Genomic DNA, 23,425 nt, shown 5'->3' on the forward strand with positions numbered 1-23,425 from the left:
GCGATATCAGGCGTGCAGTAACTACGTGATACATGAACCTGTTCAACCGTGCTGCGCCCCTCCGCCGCTCGGCACCCCCCGCCGCCCCGCAACGCCCCGCCGCCCCACCGGCCTTCACCTCCTCCGGCCTGCCCGATCCCACCCTGGCCGAGCTGACCGGAGAGTGGATGATCGACCCCGCGCACAGCCGGATCGGCTTCTCCGTCCGGCACGCGATGGTGACGACCGTGCGCGGGTCTTTCGCCGAATACAAAAGCCGGCTCTACTTCGACGGCCGCAACCCCGCCCGTTCGAAGGCGGAGATCGTGGTGTCCACCGGCACTGTCGACACCGGTGTGGAACAACGCGACGGCCACTTGGTCGGCCGTGACTTCCTCGACTCGGCGACGTTCCCGCAGATGCGGTTCGCCAGCACCGCGGTGCAAATGGCGGGCAACGATGTCTATCGCATGCTCGGCGACCTCACCATCAAGGACGTCACGCGTCCCATCGTCCTGGAACTCACCTATATCGGTCACGTCACCGACCCGTTCGGCTACGAGCGCGCGGGTTTCGACGGCACCACCACCATCGACCGCTCCGACTGGGGCCTGATCTACAACGCCCGGCTGGCCGAGGGCGGCGCGATGGTGAGCGAGAAGGTGCGGCTGCAGTTCGACATAGCGGCGATCCGGACGACGCCGGCCGCCTGACGGAACGTTTGCTCGCCCGGGCGCCGTGTCGCTGCGTGCCGGGCGAGTCATGAGTTTCCGGTCGTTTCCCAGTCGCTTCCGCTCCGCGCGGCCCGCTACGGGGTGACGAGCCGGCCGCCGACGATCGGGTGGACGGGGTTCAGATCGCGCAGGGCGCCGCTCGGGCAGCGGGCGGGATCCTGGTCCCAGACGGTGAGGTCGGCGAGGCGGCCCGGGCTGAGCGTGCCGCGCAGATCCTGATCGCCGCACAGGCGGGCCGCGTTGACGGTGTGCAGGGTGACGGCCTCGTCGTAGGTGATGGCGTGCTCGGGGCCCTTGACGCCGATGACGGTCTGGCGGGTGGTCATGCCGTAGACGGAGCGCATTGCGCCGAACTGGCCCACGGGGAAGTCCGATCCGGCGCTGACCTGGGCGCCCAGGTCGATCCAGCCGCGGGCGGGGAAGAGGCGGGCGACGCGTTCCGGGCCCCAGAAGCCCTCCTCCACCTCGGCGGTGTCGTGCAGCAGCGGCTGCTGGATGGTGACCGGGATGCCCAACTCGACGGCGCGGGCGCGCTGTTCGGGACCGGCGAGCCCGCCGTGTTCCATCACCAGGGTGCCGGCGGGGAGGCCGGGGTTGCGGGCGAGGACGCACTCATAGACGTCCAGGAGGGTGCGGACCGCGCGGTCGCCGTAGGCGTGGGTGCCGACCCGCCAGCCGCGCCGGACCACGGCCTCGACGGCCTCGACCAGCGCGTCGGGCTCCCAGATCAGCGTCCCGGAGAAGGCGTGGTCACAGGCGTACGGCTCCTCTGTGGCGCCGGCTTCGAGTCCGCCGTCGAGCCCGAACTTCACGCCCCACACCCGCAGCCACGGGTCAGAACCGTCCCGCCAGTCCTCCATGACGTCGAGGAGGTCCTCCACCTGGGCCGCGCTGGTCATGCCGAGCGCCGAGATCAGGGCGCGGATCCGGATGCTGAGCGCTCCGGCCTCGCGGGCGGCCAGGAGTACGGCGTAGTCCTCGGGGCTGACCGCGCAGTCGCGCACGGTGCCGATGCCGGTGGCGGCGTACTGGGCGGTCGCCAGGCGCAGCCCGTCGATGCGCCGGCTCCGGTCCGGACCCGGGATCAGACGCTCGACGAGTCCCATGGCGTTGTCGATCAGCCTGCCGTTGAGCTTGCCGTCGGCATCGCGGCCGATGACACCGCCCGGCGGTACGGGGGTGTCCTCGGTGATGCCCGCCAGGCGCAGCGCGTAGCTGTTGACGATGTCGTTGTGGCCGCCGCGCTTGACCAGGACGGGGTGCCGGTCGGTGGCCCGGTCGAGTTCGGCCGCGGTGGGCATACGGCGTTCGGCGAGGTTGAGTTCCTGCCAGTTGGTGGTGGTGCGGATCCACTCGCCCTCGGGGGTCACCTTCGCGCGTTGCCGGATCAGGTCGAGGAACTCGGGGATGTCGTGGGCCTGGTGGACAGGTACGTCGTGCGCGCCGAGCGCGGCATAGATGAGGTGGGTGTGGGTGTCGTCGAAGGCGGGCAGCACCGTGGTGCCGGGCAGGTCGTGGACGGTGGTGTGCGGGCCCACCCAGTCGTCGAGTCCGTTCGGGTCGGGCGAGAGGGCGGCGATGCGGTCGCCCCGCACGGCGAGCGCCCGCTGCGGCGCCTGGCCGGGCACCAGGGTGTGGATCGCTTCGGCCCGGATCACCAGGTCGGCTCCGTGATCAGTCATCGTTCTCTCCCGCTTCCTCGGTCACATCCGCTGACCAGGCTTTTGTACGGGCGGATAGCTGTTTCGCACATTTTTGGCGTCTTTCATCGCAGGAAGTACGTCACTACTGAGACGCAGATCGAGATCATGCGCCAACTGCTCGACGAAGCCGACTGCCGGACCGCTGCCGCGGTTCCTTCGCGGACCCGCGACACACCGACCGTCATTGACAAGCCGATTCCGTACCGGTTGTCATGAACACATGCCGAAATATCCGGGGCCCCGACACACCCGCCTCACGCGCCTCACGCGCCGGTCCGCCTGCCCCGCCCTCGGCTCCGGTTGTGGTCCGTTCCTGGACTCGCCGTGGAAGTACGGTCATTGACCGGGCGCAGCGAGCTGCTCGACACCGTCCGGGCCGAGTTGACAAACCGTCACGGAGTGCTTCTCCACGGCCCCGCGGGGATCGGCAAGTCCGTGCTGGTGGCCGCCCTGATGGCGTCCTCGGCCGCTCATCTCCAGCCGTCCGGAACGGTGTTGCACTGCTCCCCCGCCGAGGCGGACGCGCGTCTCCCCTTCGCCGGGCTCGTCGACCTGTTCGCACGGGTGCCGGAGAGCTGCCTGGCGACCTTGGCACCCGAGCCCCAAGTGGCTTTGCGGACAGCCCTGTTGCGCGGCGAGCCACCGATCGGCGACCGGGACCGGCTCGCGCTCCGTGTCGCCGTTCTCGACGTGCTGGGCACCCTCGCCGCCACCGGCCCCGTGCTGCTGGTCCTCGACGGCCTCCAGTGGCTCGACGAGCCGACCGCCGAGGTGCTGGCCTTCGCCGTACGGCGGGTCGAGGGCCTCGACGTACGGGTGGTGGCCGCCGAGCGGGTGGCCGAGGGCGAGCAGCCCGAACGGCCGCGCTGCTGCCCACCCGGCACCGTCGAACTGCCCGTGCCACCCCTGACGGACGACGAGATAACGCAGCTCCTCCCCACCGACCTGCCACCGGCGGTACTGCGCGCCGTGCAGGACACCGCCGCCGGAAACCCCTGGTACGCCCGGGAGTTGGGCCAGGCGGCCCCGCGCGACGGAGCGGCCGTCGGCCTCGGCCGGCCCCTGCCCGTACCGCGACGGCTGCGCACCCTGCTCCTGGACCAAGTGCGCACACTGCCCGAGTCCGCGCGCCGCACCCTCCTCGTCGCGAGCGCCGCCGCCCGCCCCACCCTCACGCTGCTGCGCGCCGCCGGACTCCACGACCCCGCCGCCGACCTCGCGCAGGCGGAGCGGCTCGGGATAGCGACCGCCGACGCCGAGGGGACCGTACGCTTCCGGCACCCGCTGGTCCGGGCCGCCGTCTACGCCGACGCTCCTGAGCAGGACCGCCGAGAGGCGCACGCGCTGCTGACCCGTCCGGTCACCGAACCCGTGGAGCACGCACGGCACTTGGCGCTCGCCCACCCGTACGAGGACGAGGCCACCGCCCGCACGCTGATGTACGCGGCCGAGTACGCCCGTCGCGACGGCGCGCCCGACGCCGCCTTCGAGTTGGCCGGGCTCGCGGCCCGGCGCACACCCGGCGGCCGTCCCACGGAGCACGCCGATCGACTCCTCATGGCGGCCGAATACGCCTGTGACGCCGGGCAGTTGGAGGAGGCGGGGCAGGCGGCCGAGACCGTGCTCACCGGCTCGGGCTCCGCACGGCAGCGGGTGCGGGCGCGGCTGGTCCTGTTGCGCAACGCCGGGCAGGCGTTGAAGGGTGCGCAGGCCCTGATCGAGGAGGGGCTCCGGGACGCGGACGGCGATCCGGAGGCCGAGGCGTGGTTGCACCACTGGGCCGCTGTACGGGGCCTGCTGTGCGGGGAGTTGGAGGACGCGGCCCGGCATGCCCGGCGCGCCGCGCGGCAGGCGGCCGTGGCCGGTGACACCGACACCCGGATCGGGGCGCTCGCCACCCTCGCCCGGGTGCGCTCGTTGGGCGGTGAACCGGTCGCCGCCGACGTCGCGTTGGAGGAGGCGCTCGCACTGACCGGTGGCGCCGACGCCGGGCCGGAGAGCTGGGGGCTGATCCGGATGCGGGCGATCCTCGCCCTGGACTCCGACAAGGTCACCGAGGCCCAGGAGCGGGTCACTCAACTCCTCACGGAGATCGGGGAGTTCGCCGGGGTCGAGGAGGTCATGGCGACCCTGGTCGCGCTCACCCGGATCCAAGTACGCGCCGGACACTGCCGGGAGGCGCTGACCACCGCCGCCCGCTGCACACGCGCCGTGGCCGAGACCGGCGTACAGGCCGCTCCGGCGCTGTACGCGGCGGCGCTCGCGGCGACCGTGGGCGGGACCGCCGACGAGGCGCGGCACCTCGCCGAGCAGGCGGTGCGGGCCTCGGAGGCGGACGGCGACCGGCTGTTCCTGCTACGGGCGCTCGCGGTGCTGGGGCAGGCCGAGTTGCTGACCGGTGACCCGCGTGGGGCCGCCGCCGCGGTCGAGGCGCTGCACCGCGTGAAGGAACTCGGCGCGGCCATGTCCGCCGCCGATCCGCCCCTGCTGCACTGGTACAGCGACCTGGCCGAGGCCCTGGTCGTGCTGGGCGAGACGGACGCGGCCGGTGTCGTGATCGACGAGGCGCGGACGCGGGTGTCCGTCGATGCGCCCGGGAGCGTACTGGCGGCGTTGGAACGGGCGGAGGGGCTGCGCGAGGCGGGGCTCGGTCGGGCGAAGGAGGGGGCGGTACGGCTGCACGCCGCCGTGGACCGGTTGCGTCAACTCCCGTTGCCCGTAGACCTGGTGCGTGCTCTGATCGCGCTCGGTGCCGTCGAGCGTCGGGCCCGGCACCGGAACGCGGCACGGACCGCCCTCGGCGAGGCGCTGGAGACGGCGACGCGGATCGGCGCCGTTCCGCTGGCGGCGCGGGCCAGGGACGAACTGGCGCGGCTGGAGGCCGGTGACCGGGACGGTGAGGGGCGGCCCGAACTCACGCCCACGGAAACGCGGGTGGCCGAACTGGTCGGCGGCGGGGCCACCAACAGGGAGGTCGCCGCGGAGCTGTTCATCAGCGTCAAGACGGTGGAGGGCACGCTGTCGCGGATCTACCGCAAGGTCGGGGTCCGTTCGCGCACCGCGCTCGCCCACGCCATGGCGGTCGCCGTCATCGCGTCCGGCGCGGCGACCGTGGGCATCGGCGACGACGACCAACAGCAGCTCACGACACCGGCGGTGACGGTCAGTCAGTCCGGTCGGATCCGGACTCCCCGCACACTCAAAAACCGCCGCTGACCTGTCATCCGCGGTTCACGTGACATGCGCAGTTAACACACAACGCAAGGGTTCCCCCGCTTATGCGGGTGGGGCCGGTGTTCCTACGGTGAAGCCGTTCCCCTTCCGGGACGCCAACCCCCCACTCCTCGGAGGACCTCAGTGATGTCACGACTGAAACTGGTCGGTCTGGTCGCCGTACCGGCTCTGCTCGCCGCCGCCGTCCCCAGCGCCTACGCCGCCGCCCAGCCGCACACAACTCGCGCCGCCATCGCGGGAGATGTCCTCAAGGGCCTGAACCACGACGCGGCCCGCACCGGCGCCGTCTCCGCCGCCAAGCGCATATCGGTGGCCATCAGCCTGACCCCGAGAAACGACAAGTCACTCGACACCTTCATCGCCAACGTCAGTAATCCGCGGTCGAGTTCCTACGGCCACTATCTGACGAAGGCTCAGTTCGCGGCCCGCTTCGGCCGGACCGACGCCGAGGTGAAGCAGGTCAAGGACTTCCTGCGCGCCCAGGGTCTCACTGTCGGCAAGGTCCACTCGGGGAACCTGCTGGTCGACGCCAGTGGCACCGCCGCGCAGTTGGAGAAGGCGTTCGGCACCAAGCTGTCGACGTGGAAGGACGCCAAGTCGGGCCGCGCGTTCTACGCCAACGAGACCGCGCCGACCCTGCCGACCGGCATCGCCGGCCTGGTCAGCGACGTGACCGGCCTCAACAACCGCGCCCAGCTGCACCACCAGGGGTCCGCCAAGGTCAACCCGCACAACGGCCCCGGCGGCGGCTACACCCCGGCCCAGATCAAGGGCGGCTACAACGTCTCCAGCACGTACACCGGCAGCGGCCAGAAGATCGCGCTGCTCGAGTTCGACGGCTTCGCGCAGTCCAACATCACCAAGTACGACACCAACTACAGCCTGGGCTCCCCCACTCCGACCGTGTCGAAGGTGGACGGCGGTTCCGGCGCGCTCGGTGACGGTCAGGTCGAGGTCGAGCTGGACATCGAGGTCCTGCACGCGATCGCCCCGAAGGCGAACGTCACGGTCTTCGAGGGCCCGAACTCCGACGCCGGTGAGGTCGACACCTACCAGGCCATCGTCGACAGCGGCATCCCGACCACCTCCATCAGCTGGGGCGCGTCCGAGAGCCAGCGCACGACCTCCAACATCAACGCTGTGGACGCCGTCTTCAAGGCGGGCGCGGCCGAGGGCCTCGGCTTCTACGCCGCCTCCGGCGACGACGGCTCGGACGACGCGGGCGACGGCACCACCACCGTCGACTACCCGGCGAGCGACCCTTACGTCACCGGCGTCGGCGGCACGACGCTGACCGTCACCTCCGCCAACGCGTGGAGCAAGGAAACGGCCTGGTCGGGCGGTGGCGGCGGCAAGTCCTCCGTCTTCAAGATCCCGAGCTGGCAGACCGCGGTGCAGAAGACCGCGGGCGGCGGCTACCGGCAGGTTCCCGACGTGTCGGCGCTCGCGAACCCGAGCCCCGGTGTCTCGATCTACTCGCAGGGCAGCTGGGGCACGGTCGGCGGCACCAGCGCCGCCGCGCCCGAGTGGGCGGCCTTCGGCGCGCTCTACAACCAGCGGGCCGCGGCGGCCGGCAAGGCCAACCTCGGCTTCGCCAACCCCGCGCTGTACACGGCGAGCGGCACCGGCTTCCACGACATCACCAGTGGCAGCAACGGCGCCTACTCCGCGGCCAGCGGCTGGGACTTCACCAGCGGTTGGGGCTCGTACAACGCCGCGACCCTGGAGACCAAGCTGCTCGGCTGACCTCCGTTGACTGACCTCCGATGCCAGTAGCTGAACACCGATGAATGAAGCGCGGGCCGGGAATCACTCCCGGCCCGCGCTTCACGTCGCCTGCATCACCTGAACTTGGCTTTGCCGGGGCCCTCTTCGACGAAGCTGCGCATCCCGCGCTCACGGTCCTCGGTCGCGAACAGCCCCGCGAACCACGTGCGTTCGACGGCGAGCCCGGTCTCGAGGTCCGTCTCCAGACCGGTGTCGATCGCTTCCTTCGCCGCACGCAACGCGATCGCCGGACCCTGCGCCAACTTCGCCGCCCACGCATGCGCCTCGCTGAACACCTCGGCGGCGGGGGCGAGTCGATCGACGAGCCCCAGCGCGAGCGCCTCGTCCGCCTTGACCATCCGACCCGTGAAGATCAGGTCCTTCGCCTTCGAGGGGCCGATGAGCCGCGCCAGCCGCTGCGTGCCACCCGCCCCCGGAATCAACCCGAGGAGAATCTCCGGCTGCCCCAACTTCGCGTTGTCCGCCGCGATCCGGAAATCCGCGCACAGGGCCAACTCGCAACCCCCGCCCAGCGCGTAGCCCGTGATCGCCGCGACCACCGGCTTCGGAATGCGGGCCACCGCCGTGAACGACTCCTGCAACGCCCGCGACCGCACGACCATCGCCGCATGGTCCATCCGCTGCATCTCCTTGATGTCCGCGCCGGCAGCGAACACCTTCTCCCCGCCGTAGATCACCACCGCCCGCACGTCGTCGCGACGCGAGGCCTCCTCGGCGAGTGCGCGCAGGCCGTCCTGTGTCTCCGTGTCCAGCGCGTTCATCGGTGGCCGGTCGAGCCGGATCGTGCCGACGCCCTCGGTGACCTCAAAGTGAAGGGTCATGGCCGGCCTCAGCTGTCGTAGTCGACGGCGAGAGTGTCGGACACGGGGAAGGTCTGGCAGGTGAGGACATACCCGGCGTCGACCTCGGCGGGTTCGAGGGCGTAGTTGCGCCGCATGTCCGCGGTGCCCTCGGTGACCAGTGCGCGGCAGGTGCCGCAGACGCCGCCCTTGCAGGCGAAGGGCAGGTCGGGGCGGGTCTTCTGGGCGCCGTCGAGGATCGAACTGTCTTTGTGCAGAGCGGAGTTGGTGGTGCGGCCGTCGAGCGTGATGCTCACCTGGCTGACGGGGCCCTCGTAGGCCTTGTCGATGTGTTCGTTGGTCCGCACGGGCTCGTCGTCGGCGTAGAACAGTTCCTGGTGGACGCGTCCGGCGGGGACGCCGAGGCCGGTGAGGACCTGTTGGGCGTCGCGGACCATGCCGTGCGGGCCGCACAGCCACCAGTGGTCGGCGGTCTCCACGTCGACGAGGGCGTCCACGAGCGTGGTGAGCCGGTCGGCGTCGAGGCGGCCGGAGAGGATCTCCGCCTCGCGCGGCTCGCGGGACAGGATGTGCGCCAGCTGGAAACGGCCGGGGTACAGGTCCTTCAGGTCGGCGAGGTCGTCCGCGAACATCACGGTGTCGCTGCGCCGGTTGCCGTAGAAGAGCGTGACGCGGGAGCGGGTGTCGGCGGCGAGGACGGATTCCGCGATGGACAGCATCGGGGTGATTCCGGAGCCGGCCGCGATCAGGACGTGGTGGCCGGGGAGGGTCAGGTCGGGGGTGAAGGCGCCGGTGGGGGCCATCACCTCGACGGTGTCTCCGGGGCGTACGTCGTTGACCAGCCAGGAGGAGAACAGGCCGCCGGGGACGACCCGTACGCCGATGCGCGGGCGCGCTCCCGCCGGGGAGCAGATCGAGTACGAGCGGCGCTCGTCGCGTCCCTCGACCTCGCGGCGGAGCGTGAGCGACTGCCCGGGCCGGTACGCGAACTCCTCGGCGAGGTGCTCGGGGATGTCGAAGCTGATGGCGGCGGCGTCCTCGCACAGCGACTCGACGGCGGCGACCCGCAGGGCGTGGAAGGCCGGCCGGCGACGCGCCGGGCGGGCAGGGGTGGTCGGGGCCGGGGCGGTCACTGGTCCACCGTCCTTTCCACGGGCGGGAGTTGGGGGTTCGCCGCGAGCAGGCGTTGGGGGCTCGCCATCAGATCTCCTTGACGTACTCGAACGGCTCGCGGCAGACGCGGCACCGCCACAGGGCTTTGCAGGAGGTCGCGGCGAAGTGCGAGGTCTCCTCGGTGTCCGCCGATCCGCAGCGGGGGCAGGGCACCGTACGGCGGGTAGGCGACAGCGTGAGCTTGATCGGGCCGCTGGGTGCCGCGCCGGGCGGGGCGATGCCGTGCTCGGAGAGGTTGCGGCGGCCCTCGGGGGTGATCCAGTCGGTGCTCCACGGCGGGTCGAGCACGGTCCGGATCTCCACCTTGGCGAACCCGGCGTCCCGCAGCCGCGCGGCCACCTCGGCGCGCATCTCGGCCATGGCGGGGCAGCCGGAGTAGGTGGGCGTCAGGCTCGCCACGACCGTGCCGTCCGCGCCGATCTCCACCCCGCGCAGTACACCGAGGTCGGCGAGGGTGAGCATGGGCATCTCGGGGTCGGGCACCTGCGCGGCGATGCGCCAGGCCCGCCGGCTGTCCACCGACACGAGTGCGGTCACCATGTCGCCTCCGGGTGGGCGCGGGCCACGCTCTGGAGTTCGGCCAGCAGCGGGGCCAGGTGTTCGGTGCGGTCGCCGTCGCGGCCGTGTCCGGGAACCGGTGCCACCTCGGGCAGGACGAGCCCGGCGGCATCGGTGACCTGGCGGAGCACGGCCAGGACCTCGGTCCTCAACTCACCGTCGTCCGCGAAGAGTTCGTCCACGTACGGCGCGATGGCGGCCAGCGCGTCCCGCGTCCGGCGCTGCGACTCCTCCGTGCCGTCGCCCAGCCGGACGACCCACTCGGCGGCGTACTGGCGGTGGTACGCAAGCTCCTTGGCGCCCTTGGCGGCGATGGCGGCGAGCACGGGGTCCGATGCCGTGGTGGCGAGTCGCTCGAAGAGGGCGAGTCGCCAGGAGGACAGCACCAGGAGTCGAGTGATCGAGAACGCGAAGTCTCCGTTGGGGAGTTCGGCCAGCCGTACGTTGCGGAAGTCGTCCGCGTCACGGAAGTAGGCGTACGCGTCCTCGCCGCGTCCGGTGCCGTCGACCTGGCCGGCACGCGCGTAGAGCAGGCGGGTCTGGCCGAGGAGGTCGAGCCCGATGTTGGCCAGGGCGACCTCCTCCTCCAACTCCGGTGCGGCCGTGCACCATTGGGCCAGCCGCTGCGCGCTCACGAGTGCGTCGTCACCAAGTGCCAGGCAGAACGCGGCCAGTTGAGCGGAGTCCGTACCCTCCGGCACGGTCTGGTCGACGCCGTGCAGCGGGTCCTCGAAACCGGTGCCGAACGCCCAGCGGGCGTCGCTGTCGTCGTGCCCCTCGGCCAGGGACAGATAGACGTGGTCGTCACTCATTCCCTGCTCCTAGATGTGGGGGACGTCGTCGGGGATGTCGTAAAAGGTCGGGTGGCGGTAGACCTTGTCGGCGCTCGGCGCGAAGAACGGGTCCTTCTCGTCGCGGGTCGAGGCGGCGATGTGCTCGGAGCGCACGACCCAGATGGACACACCTTCGTTGCGCCGCGTGTAGAGGTCGCGGGCGTGGGTGAGCGCCATGGCGTCGTCGGCGGCGTGCAGCGAGCCGACATGGACGTGGTTCAGGCCGCGCTTGCCGCGGACGAACACCTCGTACAGGGGCCACTCCTGCGTCATGCCGCCGCTCCTTCGGTCTTCTGCGTACGGGCCGTTTCCTGTGTACGGGCGGCCTGCTTGGCCGCGTGCGCGGTGGCCGCCTCCCGGACCCAGGCGCCCTCCTCGTGGGCGGCCCGGCGGCGGGAGACCCGCTCGACGTTGCGCGGTCCGTCGCCGCTGATCACGCGCTGCAACTCGGACCAGTCCGGGGTGCCGAAGTCGTGGTGACCACGTTCCTCGTTCCAGCTCAACTCCGGGTCGGGCAGGGTGACTCCGAGCTTCTCCGCCTGCGGAACCGTCATGTCGACGAAGCGCTGACGCAGTTCGTCGTTGCTGTGCCGCTTGATCTTCCAGGCCATGGAACGCGCCGAGTTGGGCGAGTCGTCGTCGGGCGGGCCGAACATCATCAACGACGGCCACCACCAACGGTCCACCGCGTCCTGGACCATGGCCCGCTGGCCGTCCGTGCCGCGCATCATCGTGAGCAGCAACTCGTAGCCCTGGCGCTGGTGGAAGGACTCCTCCTTGCACACCCGCACCATGGCCCGCGCGTACGGCCCGTACGAACAGCGGCACAGCGGCACCTGGTTGCAGATCGCCGCGCCGTCCACGAACCAGCCGATCACGCCGACGTCGGCGAAGGTCGGCGTCGGGTAGTTGAAGATCGACGAGTACTTCTGCCGGCCCTCGATCAGCGCGTCGGTCAGCTCCGCGCGGTCCGCGCCCAGGGTCTCGGCGGCCGAGTAGAGATACAGTCCGTGTCCGGCCTCGTCCTGCACCTTCGCGAAGAGGATCGCCTTGCGGCGCAGGGAGGGCGCGCGGGTGATCCAGTCGCCCTCCGGCTGCATCCCGATGATCTCGGAGTGCGCGTGCTGCGCGATCTGCCGGATCAGGGTCCTGCGATAGCCGTCGGGCATCCAGTCGCGGGGCTCGATCCGCTGGTCCTTCGCGATCGTGGCATCGAACTGCTCCGAGAGCCGCGCTTCGTCCCAGCCGGCGGCTGACGCCTCCGTGCCTGTGCTGGTCATCGACACACCAACTTCCCTACCGACCATTCGTTCGGTACCTAGTCTGATGGGTTTCCCCCTGCGAGGCAAGACCTGCCGAGTGAAAGGCTGGTCACCAGCCTTCTCACCGGCCCTCGAACGACGGCTCCGCACGAGCGAGAAACGCCGCTACGGCCGCCCGGTGGTCCCGCGTCGCCCCCAGCCGCTCCTGCGCCGCCGCCTCCCGTTCCAGCACGGTGGCGAGGCTCGCGCCGGGCGCGTCCCGCAGCAGCGCCTTCACCTCCGCGTACGCGACGGTGGGCCCGGCGGCCAGCCGCCTGGCCAGGGCCAGCCCCTCCGCCGTAGCGTCCCCGTCCGGCACGACCCGGTGCACCAGCCCCCACCGCAGCGCGTCCTCCGCGCCGAACCGGTCCCCGAGCAGCATCAGCGCGGCGGCCCGCGACGGACCCACCGCCTGCGCCAGCGCACCGCTCAGCCCACTGTCGGCGGCCAGCCCGATCCCGGTGAACGCGGTCGCGAACCGTGCCCCCTCGGCCGCGACCCGCACATCCGCGCAGAGCGCCAGCCCGAGCCCGGCCCCGACACACGCGCCCTCGACGGCCACGACGACCGGCTGGGTCAGCGCGTGCAGCGCCTCCACGAGGGGGTTGTACTCATTCCGCACACAGGCGAAGGCGGACTCGGGTTCGGCCTCCAGCGCGCGGGCGTGCTCCTTGAGGTCCTGCCCCACGCAGAAGTGCTTGCCCCGCGCGGTGAGCAGCACGGCACGGACGGCGTCCCCGTCATCGCGCACCTGGCGTACGGCGGCCAACAGCCCACTCCGCAGGGCGACATCGAGCGCGGGCCCGCGCAACTCGATGGTGGCGACACCGGCGTCCAGGCGATAGCCGACGCCGTCCGGAGATTCGCTCACTTCCACGCGTAGAACCCCTGTCCCGTCTTTCGGCCCAGCTCACCGCGGGCGACCTTGTCGCGCAACAGCTGTGGCGGTGCGAAGCGCTCGCCGAGGGTGGAGTGCAGGTACTCGGCGATGGCCAGGCGTACGTCGAGACCGACCAGGTCGGTGAGCCGCAGCGGGCCCATGGGGTGCTTGTAGCCGAGGCTCATCGCGTCGTCGATCGCCTCCGGCTCGGCGACGCCCTCCTCGACCATGCGGATCGCCTCCAGACCGAGCGCGAGTCCGAGGCGACTGCTGGCGAAGCCGGGCGAGTCCTTGACGGTCACGTCCTTCTTGCCCAGGGCGTGCGTCCAGTCGAGGGCTGCGCTGACGACGGCGGCCTCAGTGTGCGGGGCTACGACGATCTCGACCAGCGCGGAAGCGGGCACCGGGTTGAAGAAGTGCATGCCGAGGAAACGGCCGGGCCGGGTGAGTACGGCGGCGAGTTCGGTGACCGAGAGCGAGCTGGTGTTGGTGGCCAGCACGGTCGTCGCGCCCACCGCCTGCTCGGCCGCCGCGAGCACACGGGCCTTGAGCCCGGCGTCCTCGGGGACGGCCTCGACGACGAGGTCCGCGTCAGCAGGGAGTCCGTCGACCGAGTCTGCCACGGTGACGCGGGCGAGCACCTGCTCGGCGGCTTCACTGAGCAGACCCCGCTCGGCGGCCCGCCTCAAGCCGGTGGCGACCCGGTCCAGCGCGGCGGCCGAAGCGGCCTCGCCGCTCTCCACGACGGTCACGGACGAACCGGCGGCCGCGAACGACTGCGCGATCCCGGCGCCCATCCGGCCACCGCCGATCACACCGACAACTGCGGGCGCGGAGTGGGGTGTTGGGCTCATGATCGGCTGCTCCTCTGCTCCAAGCCTCTTTTGTTCAAGAAGCGAGTCATACGGTCCTTCTTGTCCTGCCCCTCGAAGAGCACGGCCTGTGCGAGGTCGTCGGCGACCGGGTGGGCGCCGGGCGAGTCGACCACGAGCTTGGTGAGCCGAAGGGCCGTGGCCGACGAACGGGCCATGCGATCGAGCAGCGTGTGCGCCTCGTCCAGCAACTTCTCCGCCGGTACGACGTCGATGACCAGCCCGGCGGCCAGGGCTGCCGCCGCGTCGAGGTTCCGCCCGGCGAGCAGCACCTGCTTGGCCACGGACTCGCCGACCAGCTCGGGCAGCCGCCAGCAGGCACCGGCCGCGGCGAGGATGCCGAGCCCTGGCTCCGGGTTGCCGAAGACGGCGTCAGGTCCGGCGATACGCAGGTCGCAGGCGTACGACAGTTCCGCACCACCGCCCAGCGCCCAGCCGTCCACCGCGGCGAGGGTCGGCATCGGCAGCCGACGTACCCGCTCGAAGAGCCGGCTGTTGATGCCCTGGAGGGCTTCGTCCCGGCCGCGTGCGAGCAGCTCCGCGATGTCGGCGCCGCCCGCGAAGACCCCGCCGTGACCGGTGAGCAGCAGGAACCTGGGGTCCTGCTCCAACTGGTCGCAGATGGCGTGCAGTTCGCGGATCATCAGCCCGCTGATGGCGTTGCGCGCGTCGGGGCGGTGCAGGGTGACGACGAGCCGGTCCTCGCGGTCCTCGACGAGGAGGGTCTCGTAGTCGCCGGTGTCGGAGGCGCTCAGGCCGGTGCCGGTGTCGGTGTCGGTGTCGGAGGCGCTCATACCCGCTCCACGAGCATCGCGACGCCCTGCCCGACCCCGACGCACAGCGTGGCCAGGCCCCGGCTGCCGTTCTCGCGCTCCAACCTGCCCAGCAGCGTGAGCAGGATACGGGCGCCGGAGCACCCGAGAGGATGGCCCAGCGCGATCGCTCCACCGTCGGCGTTGACCTTCTCCTCGTCCAGCTTGAGGCGGCGCGTGACGGCGAGGGCCTGCGCGGCGAAGGCCTCGTTGAGTTCGATCGCGTCCAGGTCGCCGGTCCCCCAACCGGCGCGGGCGAGGGCCTTCTCGGTGGCGGGTACCGGGCCCAGACCCATGATGTCGGGCTGCACCCCGGCCGAGGCGGAGGTGACGATGCGGGCCCTCGGCGTGAGTCCGTGGCGTCGGACGGCCGCTCCGCTCGCGACGACCAGCGCGGCGGCGCCGTCGGACAGCGGTGAGGAGGAACCGGCGGTGACGATGCCGCCCTCGCGGAAGATGGTGCGCAGCGAGCCGAGCTTCTCCAGCGTGGTTCCGGGTCGTGGGCCCTCGTCACGGGTCACCTCGCCGTCCTTCACCGAGACCGGCACGATCTCCCGGTCGAAGCGGCCCGACTCCTGGGCGGCGACGGCCCGTTGATGGCTGCGCAGCGCGAACGCGTCGGACTCGGCACGGGTGATGCCGTCCAGCTCGGCAACCTCTTCGGCCGTCTCGCCCATCGTCAGGGTCTGCTGGGCGGCGAAGCGCGGATTGGTGAAGCGCCAGCCGAGCGAGGTGTCGTGCACCTCCCCCGGCTTGGCCCACGGGGTGCCCGGCTTGGCCATCACCCAGGGGGCGCGGGTCATGGACTCCACGCCGCCCGCGACGACGAGGTCCGCCTCTCCGGCGCGTATCGCCTGGGCGGCCGAGGCGACGGCGGTCAGTCCCGAGGCGCAGAGCCGGTTGACGGTGTAGCCGGGCACGGTGTGCGGCAGCCCGGCCAGCAGTACGGCCATCCGCGCCACGTCACGGTTGTCCTCGCCGGCCTGGTTGGCGGCGCCGAGGATCACCTCGTCGACCTCCTCGGCCGGGATTCCGGCGCGCCGGACCGCCTCGCCGACGACCAGGGCGGCGAGGTCGTCGGGTCGTACGGAGGCGAGGGCGCCGCCGTAGCGGCCCTGCGGGGTGCGGGCCCCGTCGATCAGATAGACCTCGTCGGAGGACAGCTCAGGCATCGGTGGTCTCCTCGGCGGGGGCGGGCCGGCGTGACTGGAGGGTCGCGAAGCGGCCGGTGACGAACGCGGGGTCGGACAGGGTGGCGCTGGCCGCCGGGTTGGCGGCGCTGCCGTGGAAGTCGCTGAACGCGGCGGACTGGTTGACGAAGACACCGCCGGTGAGGTTCTCCGAGAGGTGCACGCCCGCGTCCAGGGCGACCAACTCGGCCGCGTCCAGCACCGGTTCACTGGTGGAGTGGACGGCGGCGGTCAGCGCGCCGTGCGCCCGCACCGTCTCACGCAGGATCCGCAGACTGTGCTCGGTGGAGTCGGTGCCGATGACGAACGACACCGGCCCGAACCATTCCCGGGTGTATGTCCCCCGGTCACCCTCGGCATCAAGGCGCGCGATCAGCGGCGTACGGACGACGGCCTTCGGGTACTCGGGGTGTTCGACGGACGCCGACGCCCGCACCGTACGACCGACCGACGCGGCCTGTTCCAAGCGGTCCCGCACGCCGTCGTTGACGATCGTGCCGAGGGTGCCGGCCGCGCGGGCCGGGTCGCCGAGCACCTTGTCGAGCGCCGTGCCCAGGTCGGCGGCGAACTCGTCGGCGCTGCGCGGGCCTTGGTCGGTGGTGATGCCGTCGCGCGGGATCAGGAGGTTCTGCGGGGTGGTGCACATCTGGCCGCTGTAGAGGGCCAGCGAGAAGGCGAGGTTGCCGAGCAGACCGCGGTAGTCGTCGGTGGAGTCCAGGACAACGGTGTTGAGACCGGCCTTCTCCGTGTACACGAGGGCCTGGCGGGCGTTGGCCTCCAGCCAGTCGCCGAACTCCGTGGAGCCGGTGAAGTCGACGATCCGGACGTCGGGGTGCAGCGCGAGGACGGCGGCGCTACGGCCCCCGGGCTCCTCGGCGGCGAGGATCACGAGGTTCGGGTCGAAGCCCGCCTCGGCCAGTACCTCGCGGGCGATCCGCACGGTGATCGCAAGGGGGAGGACGGCGCCCGGGTGCGGCTTGACCACGACCGGGTTGCCGGTGACCAGGCTGGCGAACAGGCCCGGGTAGCCGTTCCAGGTCGGGAAGGTGTTGCAGGCGATGAGCAGCGAGACCCCGCGGCCGACCGGAGTGAACTTCTTGTCCAGGACCTGTGGGCCGCCCTTGCGCTGCGGCTTGCTCCAGCGGGCCGCGCCCGGGTGCCGCTTCTGCTCGGCCCACGCGTACGCGACGGCCTCAAGACCCCGGTCCTGGGCGTGCGGGCCGCCCGCCTGGAACGCCATGACGAAGGCCTGCCCGGTGGTGTGCTGCACGGCGTGCGCGATCTCGAAGCTCGCCGCGTTCAACCGGGCCAGGATCTCGGCGGCCACACCGGCGCGGGTGTCGGGGCCCGCGTCGCGCCAGGGCCCGGTGGCGGCCAGGGCGGCGGCCACCGCCTCGTCCGGCGCGACGCGGGGGTAGGAGATGCCCAGCTCGAAGCCGTACGGTGAGGTCTCGGCGGCCGACACGCGCCCGTCGCCGGGATGCCCCGCCAGCTCGACATGCCCGCCGAGCTGCTCCTGGAAGGCGGCCTCGCCGTTCTTGGCCGCGTCCTCGCCGTAGACCGACTTACTGGGCGACTCCGGGTACGGCGTCCAGTGGTCGCGGGCGGCGGTCGCGGCGACCGCCTGTTCCAGCAGGGCGCGATGGCGCGAGAAGAAGTCGGGCAGCTCGGAGCTGGTCTGAAGCATGCATTCCACCTCTTGACAGGCAGTGGTGTTGCTGGATTACTTGGCCGTGACGCACGCTAACCGAATGTTCGGTCGGTCCACAAGGTGGTGGAAAATGACGCAGGCCGCCGAGACGGCCTCCGGTCCGACGGCGAGGATGTTCGCCGCGGACGAGGCGTCCCGGGCTCTCGGGATGGAGCTCGTCGAGCACGGCGCAGGGACCGCCGTGCTCCGTATGACCGTGACCCCGGCCATGGTCAATGGACACAAGATCGCCCACGGCGGCTATCTGTTCCTGTTCGCCGACTCCGCCTTCGCCTGTGCCTGCAACAGCCACGGCCCGGTGACCGTGGCCGCAGCGGCCGACATCGACTTCGTCGCCCCGGCGTACGAGGGCGACGTCCTGGTGGCGACGGCGACGGAGCGCACCCGGTTCGGCCGCAGCGGCATCTACGACGTGAGCGTGCTGCGCGGCGACCAGGTGATCGCGGAGTTCCGCGGCCGCAGCCGCACGATCAACAGCGCGAAGACGAAGGAGTCTCCATGAGCAGCGACCTGACAGCCCCTGCGGCCTCACCGGTTTCGGCACCCGTGAGTACGCGCCTGGGGGAACCACTCCCCGACGGGTTGCTGGACGCCGCCGAACGCCTGAGCCGCGAGGAGCTGCGCGAGCACCAACTCGGCCTGCTCCAGGCCACGTTGAGGCACGCCTACGACAACGTGGAGCTGTACCGCAGGAAGTTCGACGAAGCCGGCGTCAAACCCGACGACTGCCGCACCCTCGAGGACCTGGCCCGGTTCCCCTTCACCACCAAGGCCGACCTGCGCGACACGTACCCCTTCGGCATGTTCGCCGTCCCCATGGACCAGGTCCGCCGTATCCACGCCTCCAGTGGCACCACCGGCCGCCCCACGGTCGTCGGCTACACAGAGAACGACATTTCCATGTGGGCCGACGTGGTGGCCCGCTCGATCCGCGCGGCCGGCGGCCGGCCCGGCCACAAGATCCATGTGTCGTACGGCTATGGGTTGTTCACCGGTGGTCTGGGCGCGCACTACGGCGCCGAGCGCGCGGGCTGCACGGTGATTCCCGCCTCCGGTGGCATGACCGCACGCCAGGTGCAGATCATCCAGGACTTCAAGCCCGAGATCATCATGGTCACCCCGTCCTACATGCTCACGCTCCTCGACGAGTTCGAGCGCCAGGGCGTCGACCCGCGCACCAGCTCGCTCAAGGTGGGCATCTTCGGTGCCGAGCCGTGGACGGAGGAGATGCGCCGCGAGATCGAGGAGCGCATGGACATCCACGCGGTCGACATCTACGGCCTGTCGGAGGTGATCGGCCCGGGTGTCGCGCAGGAGTGCGTGGAGACCAAGGACGGCCTGCACGTGTGGGAGGACCACTTCTACCCGGAGGTCGTCGACCCGATCACCGACGAGGTGCTGCCCGACGGCGACAGCGGCGAGCTGACCTTCACCTCCCTCACCAAGGAGGCGCTGCCGATCATCCGTTACCGCACCCGCGATCTGACCCGGCTCCTCCCCGGCACGGCCCGCCCCGCCTTCCGGCGCATCGAGAAGATCACCGGCCGCTGCGACGACATGATCATCCTGCGCGGGGTGAACGTCTTCCCCAGCCAGATCGAGGAGATCCTGCTGCGCACCCCCGCCGTCGCCCCGCACTTCACGATCCAGCTCAGCCGGCGCGGCCGCATGGACCACATGACGGTCCGCGCCGAGGCCCGCCCCGGTGCCACTCCCGAGCAGCGGGATGCAGCCGCGGCGGCGATCGGCAAGGGCGTCAAGGACGGCGTGGGCGTGACCGTCGCGGTGGAGATCGTCGATCCGGAGACCCTGGAGCGCTCGGTGGGCAAGATCCGCCGGGTGAAGGATCTGCGGGAGCAGTGACCTCCGAGGCGGTTCCGTCCGGCGTGACCGCCGGCCTTGTCACAATGGACCGGTGACCAGGACACCTGTGCAGAACCCGGCCGACCGCCGCGGCCGTCCCGCCTACGACCGCGACTCGCTGCTGGAGATCGCCGTCGTGGTCTTCAACGAACGCGGCTACGACGGCACCGGCATGGAGGAACTGGCCAGGCGCCTGGGCCTCAGCAAGTCGAGCATCTACCACCACGTGTCCGGCAAGGAGGAACTCCTCGAACTGGCGGTCAACCGCGCCCTGGACGCCCTCTTCGCCGTACTCGACGAGGAGGAGAAGCAGGCCGCCCAGGACCCGGAGGGCGGGTCGCCGGAGAGCACGGCGACCACCCGGATGAAACGTATCGTCCACCGCAGTGTCGAGGTGCTCGCCGCCGAACTGCCGTACGTCACCTTGCTGTTGCGGCTGCACGGCAACAGCGAGGTCGAGCAGCGGGCGCTCGCCCGGCGTCGTGAATTCGACCACCGGGTGGCCGAGTTGATGACCCGGGCGGCGGCCGAGGGCGGCATACGGGCGGACATCGACCCGCATCTCGCCAGCCGGCTGCTGTTCGGCACCGTCAACTCCCTCGTGGAGTGGTACCGCCCGGACCGCGACCTGACCGTGGCGACGCTGGCCGACGCCCTGACGACCATCCTCTTCGACGGCCTGCACGGACCTACGGCGAGTTGAGGGGCACGACGGACCCAACTCCCCTCCCCCGCAAGCCACATGACCGGCCCGAGTACGATGATCGAGAGTTCGGCCCGATCCCCGTGCCGCCCGCCGCGATGGAGTTGCCATGACGACCGACCCCCAGCAGGCAGCGCGAATCGACACCGGCAAAGCACATCCCGCGCGGGTCTACGACTGGCTGCTCGGCGGCAAGGACAACTACCCGGTCGACGAGGCCGTGGGCGAGAAACTGCCGCCCGAGGCGAAGGACGCGGCCCGGCAGAACCGCGGGTTCATGCACCGCGCGGCGACCTGGCTCGCCGGCGAGGGCATCGACCAGTTCCTGGACATCGGCACGGGCATCCCCACCGCGCCCAACCTGCACCAGATCGTCCAGCAGACGGTGCCGACGGCGAAGGTCGTCTACACCGACAACGACCCGATCGTCCTGCGTCACGCCGAGGCACTGCTGGTCAGCCACACCGACGGGGTCACCGACTACATCCAGGCCGATGTGCGCGAGCCCGAGCACATCGTCGAACACGCCCGCCACGTCCTGGACTTCACCCGCCCGATCGCCCTCTCGCTGATCGCGCTGATGCACTTCATCCCGGACGAGCAGGACGCCCACGGCATCGTCCGCAACCTCGTCGCCACCCTGCCGTCCGGCAGCTACCTGGTCCTGTCCCACGCGGCATCCGACCTCTACCCCGAGCTCGCCGCCCAGGTCACCGCCGAGTACGCCAAGGGCGGCATCACACTCGGCTTCCGCACCCGCCCCGAGGTGGCCCGCTTCTTCGACGGCCTCGACCTGGTGGCGCCGGGCCTGGTGACGGCGACGGAGTGGAATCCGCCGACGTCGGAGGACGCTCCGGAGGGCAGCGGGATCTATGCGGCGGTGGCGCGGGTCCGCTGAGACCGTCAGGCCGTATCGGAGGAACGACAAGCATGGCGAACAGCGCACTTCTGGTGATGGACGTCCAACGGGACATCGTGGCCATGGCCGACGACGGTTCCGGCTATGTGCCGCGTCTGCGCAGGGCGATCGACGGTGCCCGGGCTGCCGGTATCCCGGTGATCTACGTCATGATCGCGCTACGGCCGGGCGATCCGGAAGTCAGCCCCCGCAACAAGGCGATGACAGACGTCGTGCGGGCCGGCCTGTTCACCGAGGGGGCTCCTGGCACCGAGATCCATCACGACATCGCGCCCCAGCAAGGCGACGTCGTGGTCACCAAGAGGCGGGGGAGCGCGTTCTCGGGCAGCGACCTCGACCTGGTGCTCAGGGCTCGCGATATCGACAGCCTCGTTCTCACCGGCATCGCCACCAGCGCCGTGGTGCTGTCCACCCTGTGGCACGCCATCGACCTGGACTTCGGCCTCGCCGTCCTGGCGGACGCCTGCCTCGACACCGACCCCGAGGTGCACCAGTTCCTCACCGAGAAACTGTTCCCCCGGTGGGCGGATGTCGTCGCCGTCGAGGACTGGCTCAAAGCCATCGCACCGCAGTAGCGGGAGGCCGTCCGAAACCTCGTGAGCCTCCCGTGGCCAGAGGTGTCGCTCACCCCCTTGAGATCTACTGGACAGCCCTCAGTAGGCGGTATTGGTCTGCCAGACCACTCCGGTGTCGGTCGCGATGACCATGTTGCCGGTCTCCAGCACCTTGAGGGTCGCCCCGTCGGCACCTTGCGTTGTGCTGGCCCACAGCGCCTGGTGCTGGGAGTTGTAGACCACGAGGTTGCCGTCCTCCTGGAACTCGGCGGTGTTTCCCGTGCCTTGGGTCTGGCTCGCCCAGTGGGCCGTTCCGGACGCGTCGTAGAGCACCAGGTTGCCGTCCGGCTGCATGATCAGTTTCGACCGTACGGTCTGCACGACCGTTCCGGCCTCGAACGTGAAGGGGGCCTTCACCACCACGGCGTCGGCCAAGTGGCCGGAGCCGGTGCCTGAGGCCGACGGCGAAGGAGAAGCAGAGGGAGACGCCGTCGCCCCACTCGTGGACGGGGTGGCCGACACCTGCGCGGCGCGACCGGCGCTCGCGGACGGCGTGCCGTGTGTGGAAGCCGAGTTCTTGTCGTTGTCCTTGTCGTCGAGGGTGTGGAGCAGGAGCAGCCCCGAGCCCGCGACGACGACCAGCGCGGCCGTGCCGATGGCGGCCCACAGCACGCGACGCCCGCGCCCCCTTCGGGTGCCTCCACCGTCCGTGTGCGGGGTCGGACCGGTTCCCGCCGGATGGGCGCCGTACGTGTCCGCCGCGTGGAGCCGCGTCGGGTTGTCGTGGCCCGGGTTCGGCGCGAGGAGGGTGGCGGAATGGGTGCCTTGGACGCTCGCAGCCGCCTGCGGGGCGACGGCCGTCGCCGCGTCCGAGGCGCCGGCCGACACACCGCCCCCTTGGTCGGCGACGGTCGCGGCGCGTTCACGATCCGCCAACGAGCCGACGGCCAGGGCCCGTTGGTAGGCGGGGTGGTGGACCAGATCGACCTCGGACCGGCAGAGTTCGACGATGCGCTGCGGAGTGGGGCGCAGGGCGGGGTCGGTCAGCGCGCAGGCCGCGATCAGCTCGGCGACCTCCGCGTCCACACCCCGCAGGTCGATCTCGCCGTGCACCGACCGGTAGGACACGGCCGCGAACGGCCCGTCCCCGTACGGCGGGCGGCCGGTGACGGCGAACGCCAGCGTGGCCCCGAGGGCGAACACGTCCGCGCCCGGACCGGTCTCGCCGCCCATGATCGTCTCCGGCGCGATGAACCCGGGACTGCCGAGCGCACCGCCGACCTGCGTCAGGTTGGACGTACCGGTGGTCCTGGCGATGCCGAAGTCGATCAACTGGGGGCCGGTGGCGGAGAGGATGACGTTGTGCGGCTTGAGGTCCCGATGCCACACGCCCCGGACGTGGATGGCCTCCAGCCCCTCGGCGAGGGCGGCCAGCATGACCCGGGCCAGGTCGGCGGGGAGCGGTCCGTTGGTCGCGACCGCGGCGTGCAGCGTGGGCCCCGGTACGTACTCGGTGGCCAGCCAGTACGGCGGCGTGTCCAGCTCCGCGTCGATGAGCGACGCGGTGTACGCGCTGCGGACCGTGCCCAAGGTCTCCACCTCGCGGCGGAACCGGCTGAGGGCGTGTTCGTCATGGCGGAGGTGGTCGTTGATCACCTTGACGGCGGCGGGACGGCCACCCGGCGAACGCGCGAGGTACACCCTCCCCATCCCGCCCTCGCCGAGTCTGCCGACCAGACGGTAGCGACCTATGTGGGATGGGTCGGAGTCATCGAGCGAAAGCACGGGACATGTCCTCCTTGCGTGGAACCGACAGTC

The 23,425-nt window shown here is 71.1% G+C and carries 21 protein-coding genes; 8 read left to right on the top strand and 13 right to left on the bottom strand.

Translation table 11 applies throughout. The features are described from left to right. The first annotated feature begins 32 nt into the window (after positions 1-32). Positions 33-692 (top strand): YceI family protein, encoded by a 660-nt coding sequence (locus tag SPR02S_RS16275; protein ID WP_019058042.1) that lies wholly within the window; start codon positions 33-35, stop codon positions 690-692. 95 nt (positions 693-787) lie between these two features. Here the strand turns inward: SPR02S_RS16275 and SPR02S_RS16280 are convergent, their stop codons facing one another. Beyond that, entirely contained in the window at positions 788-2,395 is a 1,608-nt protein-coding gene (locus SPR02S_RS16280) for an amidohydrolase (protein ID WP_019058043.1), read from the bottom strand. A gap of 360 nt (positions 2,396-2,755) precedes the next feature. Between SPR02S_RS16280 and SPR02S_RS16285 the strand changes: the two genes are divergently transcribed. After that, on the top strand, positions 2,756-5,632 hold the full coding sequence (locus SPR02S_RS16285; RefSeq protein WP_019058044.1) for a helix-turn-helix transcriptional regulator: 2,877 nt from the start codon (positions 2,756-2,758) through the stop codon (positions 5,630-5,632). 144 nt (positions 5,633-5,776) lie between these two features. After that, complete coding sequence (locus SPR02S_RS16290) at positions 5,777-7,396, top strand: S53 family peptidase (protein ID WP_019058045.1); 1,620 nt, start codon at positions 5,777-5,779, stop codon at positions 7,394-7,396. Positions 7,397-7,491: 95 nt separating this feature from the next. Here the strand turns inward: SPR02S_RS16290 and SPR02S_RS16295 are convergent, their stop codons facing one another. The 11 genes from SPR02S_RS16295 to paaN all read right to left on the bottom strand — a co-directional run bounded on the left by SPR02S_RS16295 (position 7,492) and on the right by paaN (position 17,544). Then, entirely contained in the window at positions 7,492-8,259 is a 768-nt protein-coding gene (locus SPR02S_RS16295; RefSeq protein ID WP_019058046.1) for an enoyl-CoA hydratase/isomerase family protein, read from the bottom strand. Positions 8,260-8,267: 8 nt separating this feature from the next. Then, complete coding sequence (gene paaE, locus SPR02S_RS16300; RefSeq protein ID WP_019058047.1) at positions 8,268-9,371, bottom strand: 1,2-phenylacetyl-CoA epoxidase subunit PaaE; 1,104 nt, start codon at positions 9,369-9,371, stop codon at positions 8,268-8,270. 67 nt (positions 9,372-9,438) lie between these two features. Then, positions 9,439-9,951, bottom strand: a complete 513-nt coding sequence (gene paaD / locus SPR02S_RS16305) for a 1,2-phenylacetyl-CoA epoxidase subunit PaaD (protein WP_019058048.1) — start codon at positions 9,949-9,951, stop codon at positions 9,439-9,441. Beyond that, positions 9,945-10,781, bottom strand: coding sequence for a 1,2-phenylacetyl-CoA epoxidase subunit PaaC (gene paaC / locus SPR02S_RS16310; protein WP_019058049.1), 837 nt, complete (start codon positions 10,779-10,781; stop codon positions 9,945-9,947). The genes paaD and paaC overlap by 7 nt, the downstream gene beginning before the upstream one ends. 9 nt (positions 10,782-10,790) lie before the next feature. After that, positions 10,791-11,075: a 1,2-phenylacetyl-CoA epoxidase subunit PaaB gene (paaB, locus tag SPR02S_RS16315; RefSeq protein WP_019058050.1), complete on the bottom strand. Its 285-nt coding sequence runs from the start codon at positions 11,073-11,075 to the stop codon at positions 10,791-10,793. Next, positions 11,072-12,082, bottom strand: coding sequence for a 1,2-phenylacetyl-CoA epoxidase subunit PaaA (paaA, locus tag SPR02S_RS16320; protein WP_019058051.1), 1,011 nt, complete (start codon positions 12,080-12,082; stop codon positions 11,072-11,074). Before paaA ends, paaB begins: the two co-directional genes overlap by 4 nt. A gap of 103 nt (positions 12,083-12,185) precedes the next feature. Next, complete coding sequence (locus tag SPR02S_RS16325) at positions 12,186-12,974, bottom strand: enoyl-CoA hydratase/isomerase family protein (protein ID WP_019058052.1); 789 nt, start codon at positions 12,972-12,974, stop codon at positions 12,186-12,188. Continuing rightward, the gene (locus SPR02S_RS16330; protein WP_026150596.1) at positions 12,971-13,837 is read right to left on the bottom strand and encodes a 3-hydroxyacyl-CoA dehydrogenase family protein; all 867 of its coding nucleotides are present in this window, start codon (positions 13,835-13,837) and stop codon (positions 12,971-12,973) included. The genes SPR02S_RS16325 and SPR02S_RS16330 overlap by 4 nt, the downstream gene beginning before the upstream one ends. Continuing rightward, positions 13,834-14,649 carry an enoyl-CoA hydratase/isomerase family protein gene (locus tag SPR02S_RS16335; RefSeq protein WP_019058054.1) on the bottom strand — a complete coding sequence of 272 codons (816 nt, stop codon included), beginning with the start codon at positions 14,647-14,649 and terminating at the stop codon, positions 13,834-13,836. The genes SPR02S_RS16330 and SPR02S_RS16335 overlap by 4 nt, the downstream gene beginning before the upstream one ends. After that, positions 14,646-15,839: a thiolase family protein gene (locus tag SPR02S_RS16340; RefSeq protein WP_019058055.1), complete on the bottom strand. Its 1,194-nt coding sequence runs from the start codon at positions 15,837-15,839 to the stop codon at positions 14,646-14,648. The genes SPR02S_RS16335 and SPR02S_RS16340 overlap by 4 nt, the downstream gene beginning before the upstream one ends. Beyond that, entirely contained in the window at positions 15,832-17,544 is a 1,713-nt protein-coding gene (gene paaN, locus SPR02S_RS16345) for a phenylacetic acid degradation protein PaaN (protein WP_019058056.1), read from the bottom strand. Before paaN ends, SPR02S_RS16340 begins: the two co-directional genes overlap by 8 nt. Positions 17,545-17,638: 94 nt before the next feature. Here paaN and paaI point away from each other — a divergent pair, with 94 nt between their 5' ends. The 5 genes from paaI (at position 17,639) to SPR02S_RS16370 (ending at position 21,628) form a co-directional block, all read left to right on the top strand. Then, positions 17,639-18,070 (top strand): hydroxyphenylacetyl-CoA thioesterase PaaI, encoded by a 432-nt coding sequence (gene paaI, locus SPR02S_RS16350; RefSeq protein WP_019058057.1) that lies wholly within the window; start codon positions 17,639-17,641, stop codon positions 18,068-18,070. Beyond that, positions 18,067-19,431 (top strand): phenylacetate--CoA ligase PaaK, encoded by a 1,365-nt coding sequence (paaK, locus tag SPR02S_RS16355; RefSeq protein WP_019058058.1) that lies wholly within the window; start codon positions 18,067-18,069, stop codon positions 19,429-19,431. Before paaI ends, paaK begins: the two co-directional genes overlap by 4 nt. A 52-nt stretch (positions 19,432-19,483) precedes the next feature. Further along, positions 19,484-20,134 carry a TetR/AcrR family transcriptional regulator gene (locus SPR02S_RS16360; protein ID WP_245607567.1) on the top strand — a complete coding sequence of 217 codons (651 nt, stop codon included), beginning with the start codon at positions 19,484-19,486 and terminating at the stop codon, positions 20,132-20,134. Positions 20,135-20,243: 109 nt separating this feature from the next. Continuing rightward, positions 20,244-21,032 (top strand): SAM-dependent methyltransferase, encoded by a 789-nt coding sequence (locus SPR02S_RS16365; protein ID WP_019058060.1) that lies wholly within the window; start codon positions 20,244-20,246, stop codon positions 21,030-21,032. A gap of 32 nt (positions 21,033-21,064) precedes the next feature. Continuing rightward, positions 21,065-21,628: a cysteine hydrolase family protein gene (locus tag SPR02S_RS16370; protein WP_019058061.1), complete on the top strand. Its 564-nt coding sequence runs from the start codon at positions 21,065-21,067 to the stop codon at positions 21,626-21,628. 78 nt (positions 21,629-21,706) lie between these two features. On the opposite strand, the gene SPR02S_RS55795 is transcribed toward SPR02S_RS16370, so the two are convergent. After that, a complete protein-coding gene (locus SPR02S_RS55795; protein ID WP_063746257.1) occupies positions 21,707-23,392 on the bottom strand; it encodes a protein kinase domain-containing protein in 1,686 nt (561 codons plus the stop codon). Between the last annotated feature and the right edge of the window lie 33 nt (positions 23,393-23,425).

The organism is Streptomyces prunicolor NBRC 13075, from assembly GCF_000367365.1.
Classification (GTDB): Bacteria; Actinomycetota; Actinomycetes; order Streptomycetales; family Streptomycetaceae; genus Streptomyces; species Streptomyces prunicolor.

What these genes read in the sequence shown, in the direction of transcription:
- paaC (WP_019058049.1), bottom strand. Translation starts at nt 10,781, where the DNA reads ATGAGTGACGACCACGTCTATCTGTCCCTGGCCGAGGGGCACGACGAC.
- paaK (WP_019058058.1), top strand. Translation starts at nt 18,067, where the DNA reads ATGAGCAGCGACCTGACAGCCCCTGCGGCCTCACCGGTTTCGGCACCC.
- paaN (WP_019058056.1), bottom strand. Translation starts at nt 17,544, where the DNA reads ATGCTTCAGACCAGCTCCGAGCTGCCCGACTTCTTCTCGCGCCATCGC.
- SPR02S_RS16280 (WP_019058043.1), bottom strand. Translation starts at nt 2,395, where the DNA reads ATGACTGATCACGGAGCCGACCTGGTGATCCGGGCCGAAGCGATCCAC.
- paaD (WP_019058048.1), bottom strand. Translation starts at nt 9,951, where the DNA reads ATGGTGACCGCACTCGTGTCGGTGGACAGCCGGCGGGCCTGGCGCATC.
- paaI (WP_019058057.1), top strand. Translation starts at nt 17,639, where the DNA reads ATGACGCAGGCCGCCGAGACGGCCTCCGGTCCGACGGCGAGGATGTTC.
- SPR02S_RS16295 (WP_019058046.1), bottom strand. Translation starts at nt 8,259, where the DNA reads ATGACCCTTCACTTTGAGGTCACCGAGGGCGTCGGCACGATCCGGCTC.
- paaB (WP_019058050.1), bottom strand. Translation starts at nt 11,075, where the DNA reads ATGACGCAGGAGTGGCCCCTGTACGAGGTGTTCGTCCGCGGCAAGCGC.
- SPR02S_RS16370 (WP_019058061.1), top strand. Translation starts at nt 21,065, where the DNA reads ATGGCGAACAGCGCACTTCTGGTGATGGACGTCCAACGGGACATCGTG.
- SPR02S_RS16340 (WP_019058055.1), bottom strand. Translation starts at nt 15,839, where the DNA reads ATGCCTGAGCTGTCCTCCGACGAGGTCTATCTGATCGACGGGGCCCGC.
- SPR02S_RS16365 (WP_019058060.1), top strand. Translation starts at nt 20,244, where the DNA reads ATGACGACCGACCCCCAGCAGGCAGCGCGAATCGACACCGGCAAAGCA.
- SPR02S_RS16275 (WP_019058042.1), top strand. Translation starts at nt 33, where the DNA reads ATGAACCTGTTCAACCGTGCTGCGCCCCTCCGCCGCTCGGCACCCCCC.
- SPR02S_RS16290 (WP_019058045.1), top strand. Translation starts at nt 5,777, where the DNA reads ATGTCACGACTGAAACTGGTCGGTCTGGTCGCCGTACCGGCTCTGCTC.
- SPR02S_RS16335 (WP_019058054.1), bottom strand. Translation starts at nt 14,649, where the DNA reads ATGAGCGCCTCCGACACCGACACCGACACCGGCACCGGCCTGAGCGCC.
- paaA (WP_019058051.1), bottom strand. Translation starts at nt 12,082, where the DNA reads ATGACCAGCACAGGCACGGAGGCGTCAGCCGCCGGCTGGGACGAAGCG.
- SPR02S_RS16330 (WP_026150596.1), bottom strand. Translation starts at nt 13,837, where the DNA reads ATGAGCCCAACACCCCACTCCGCGCCCGCAGTTGTCGGTGTGATCGGC.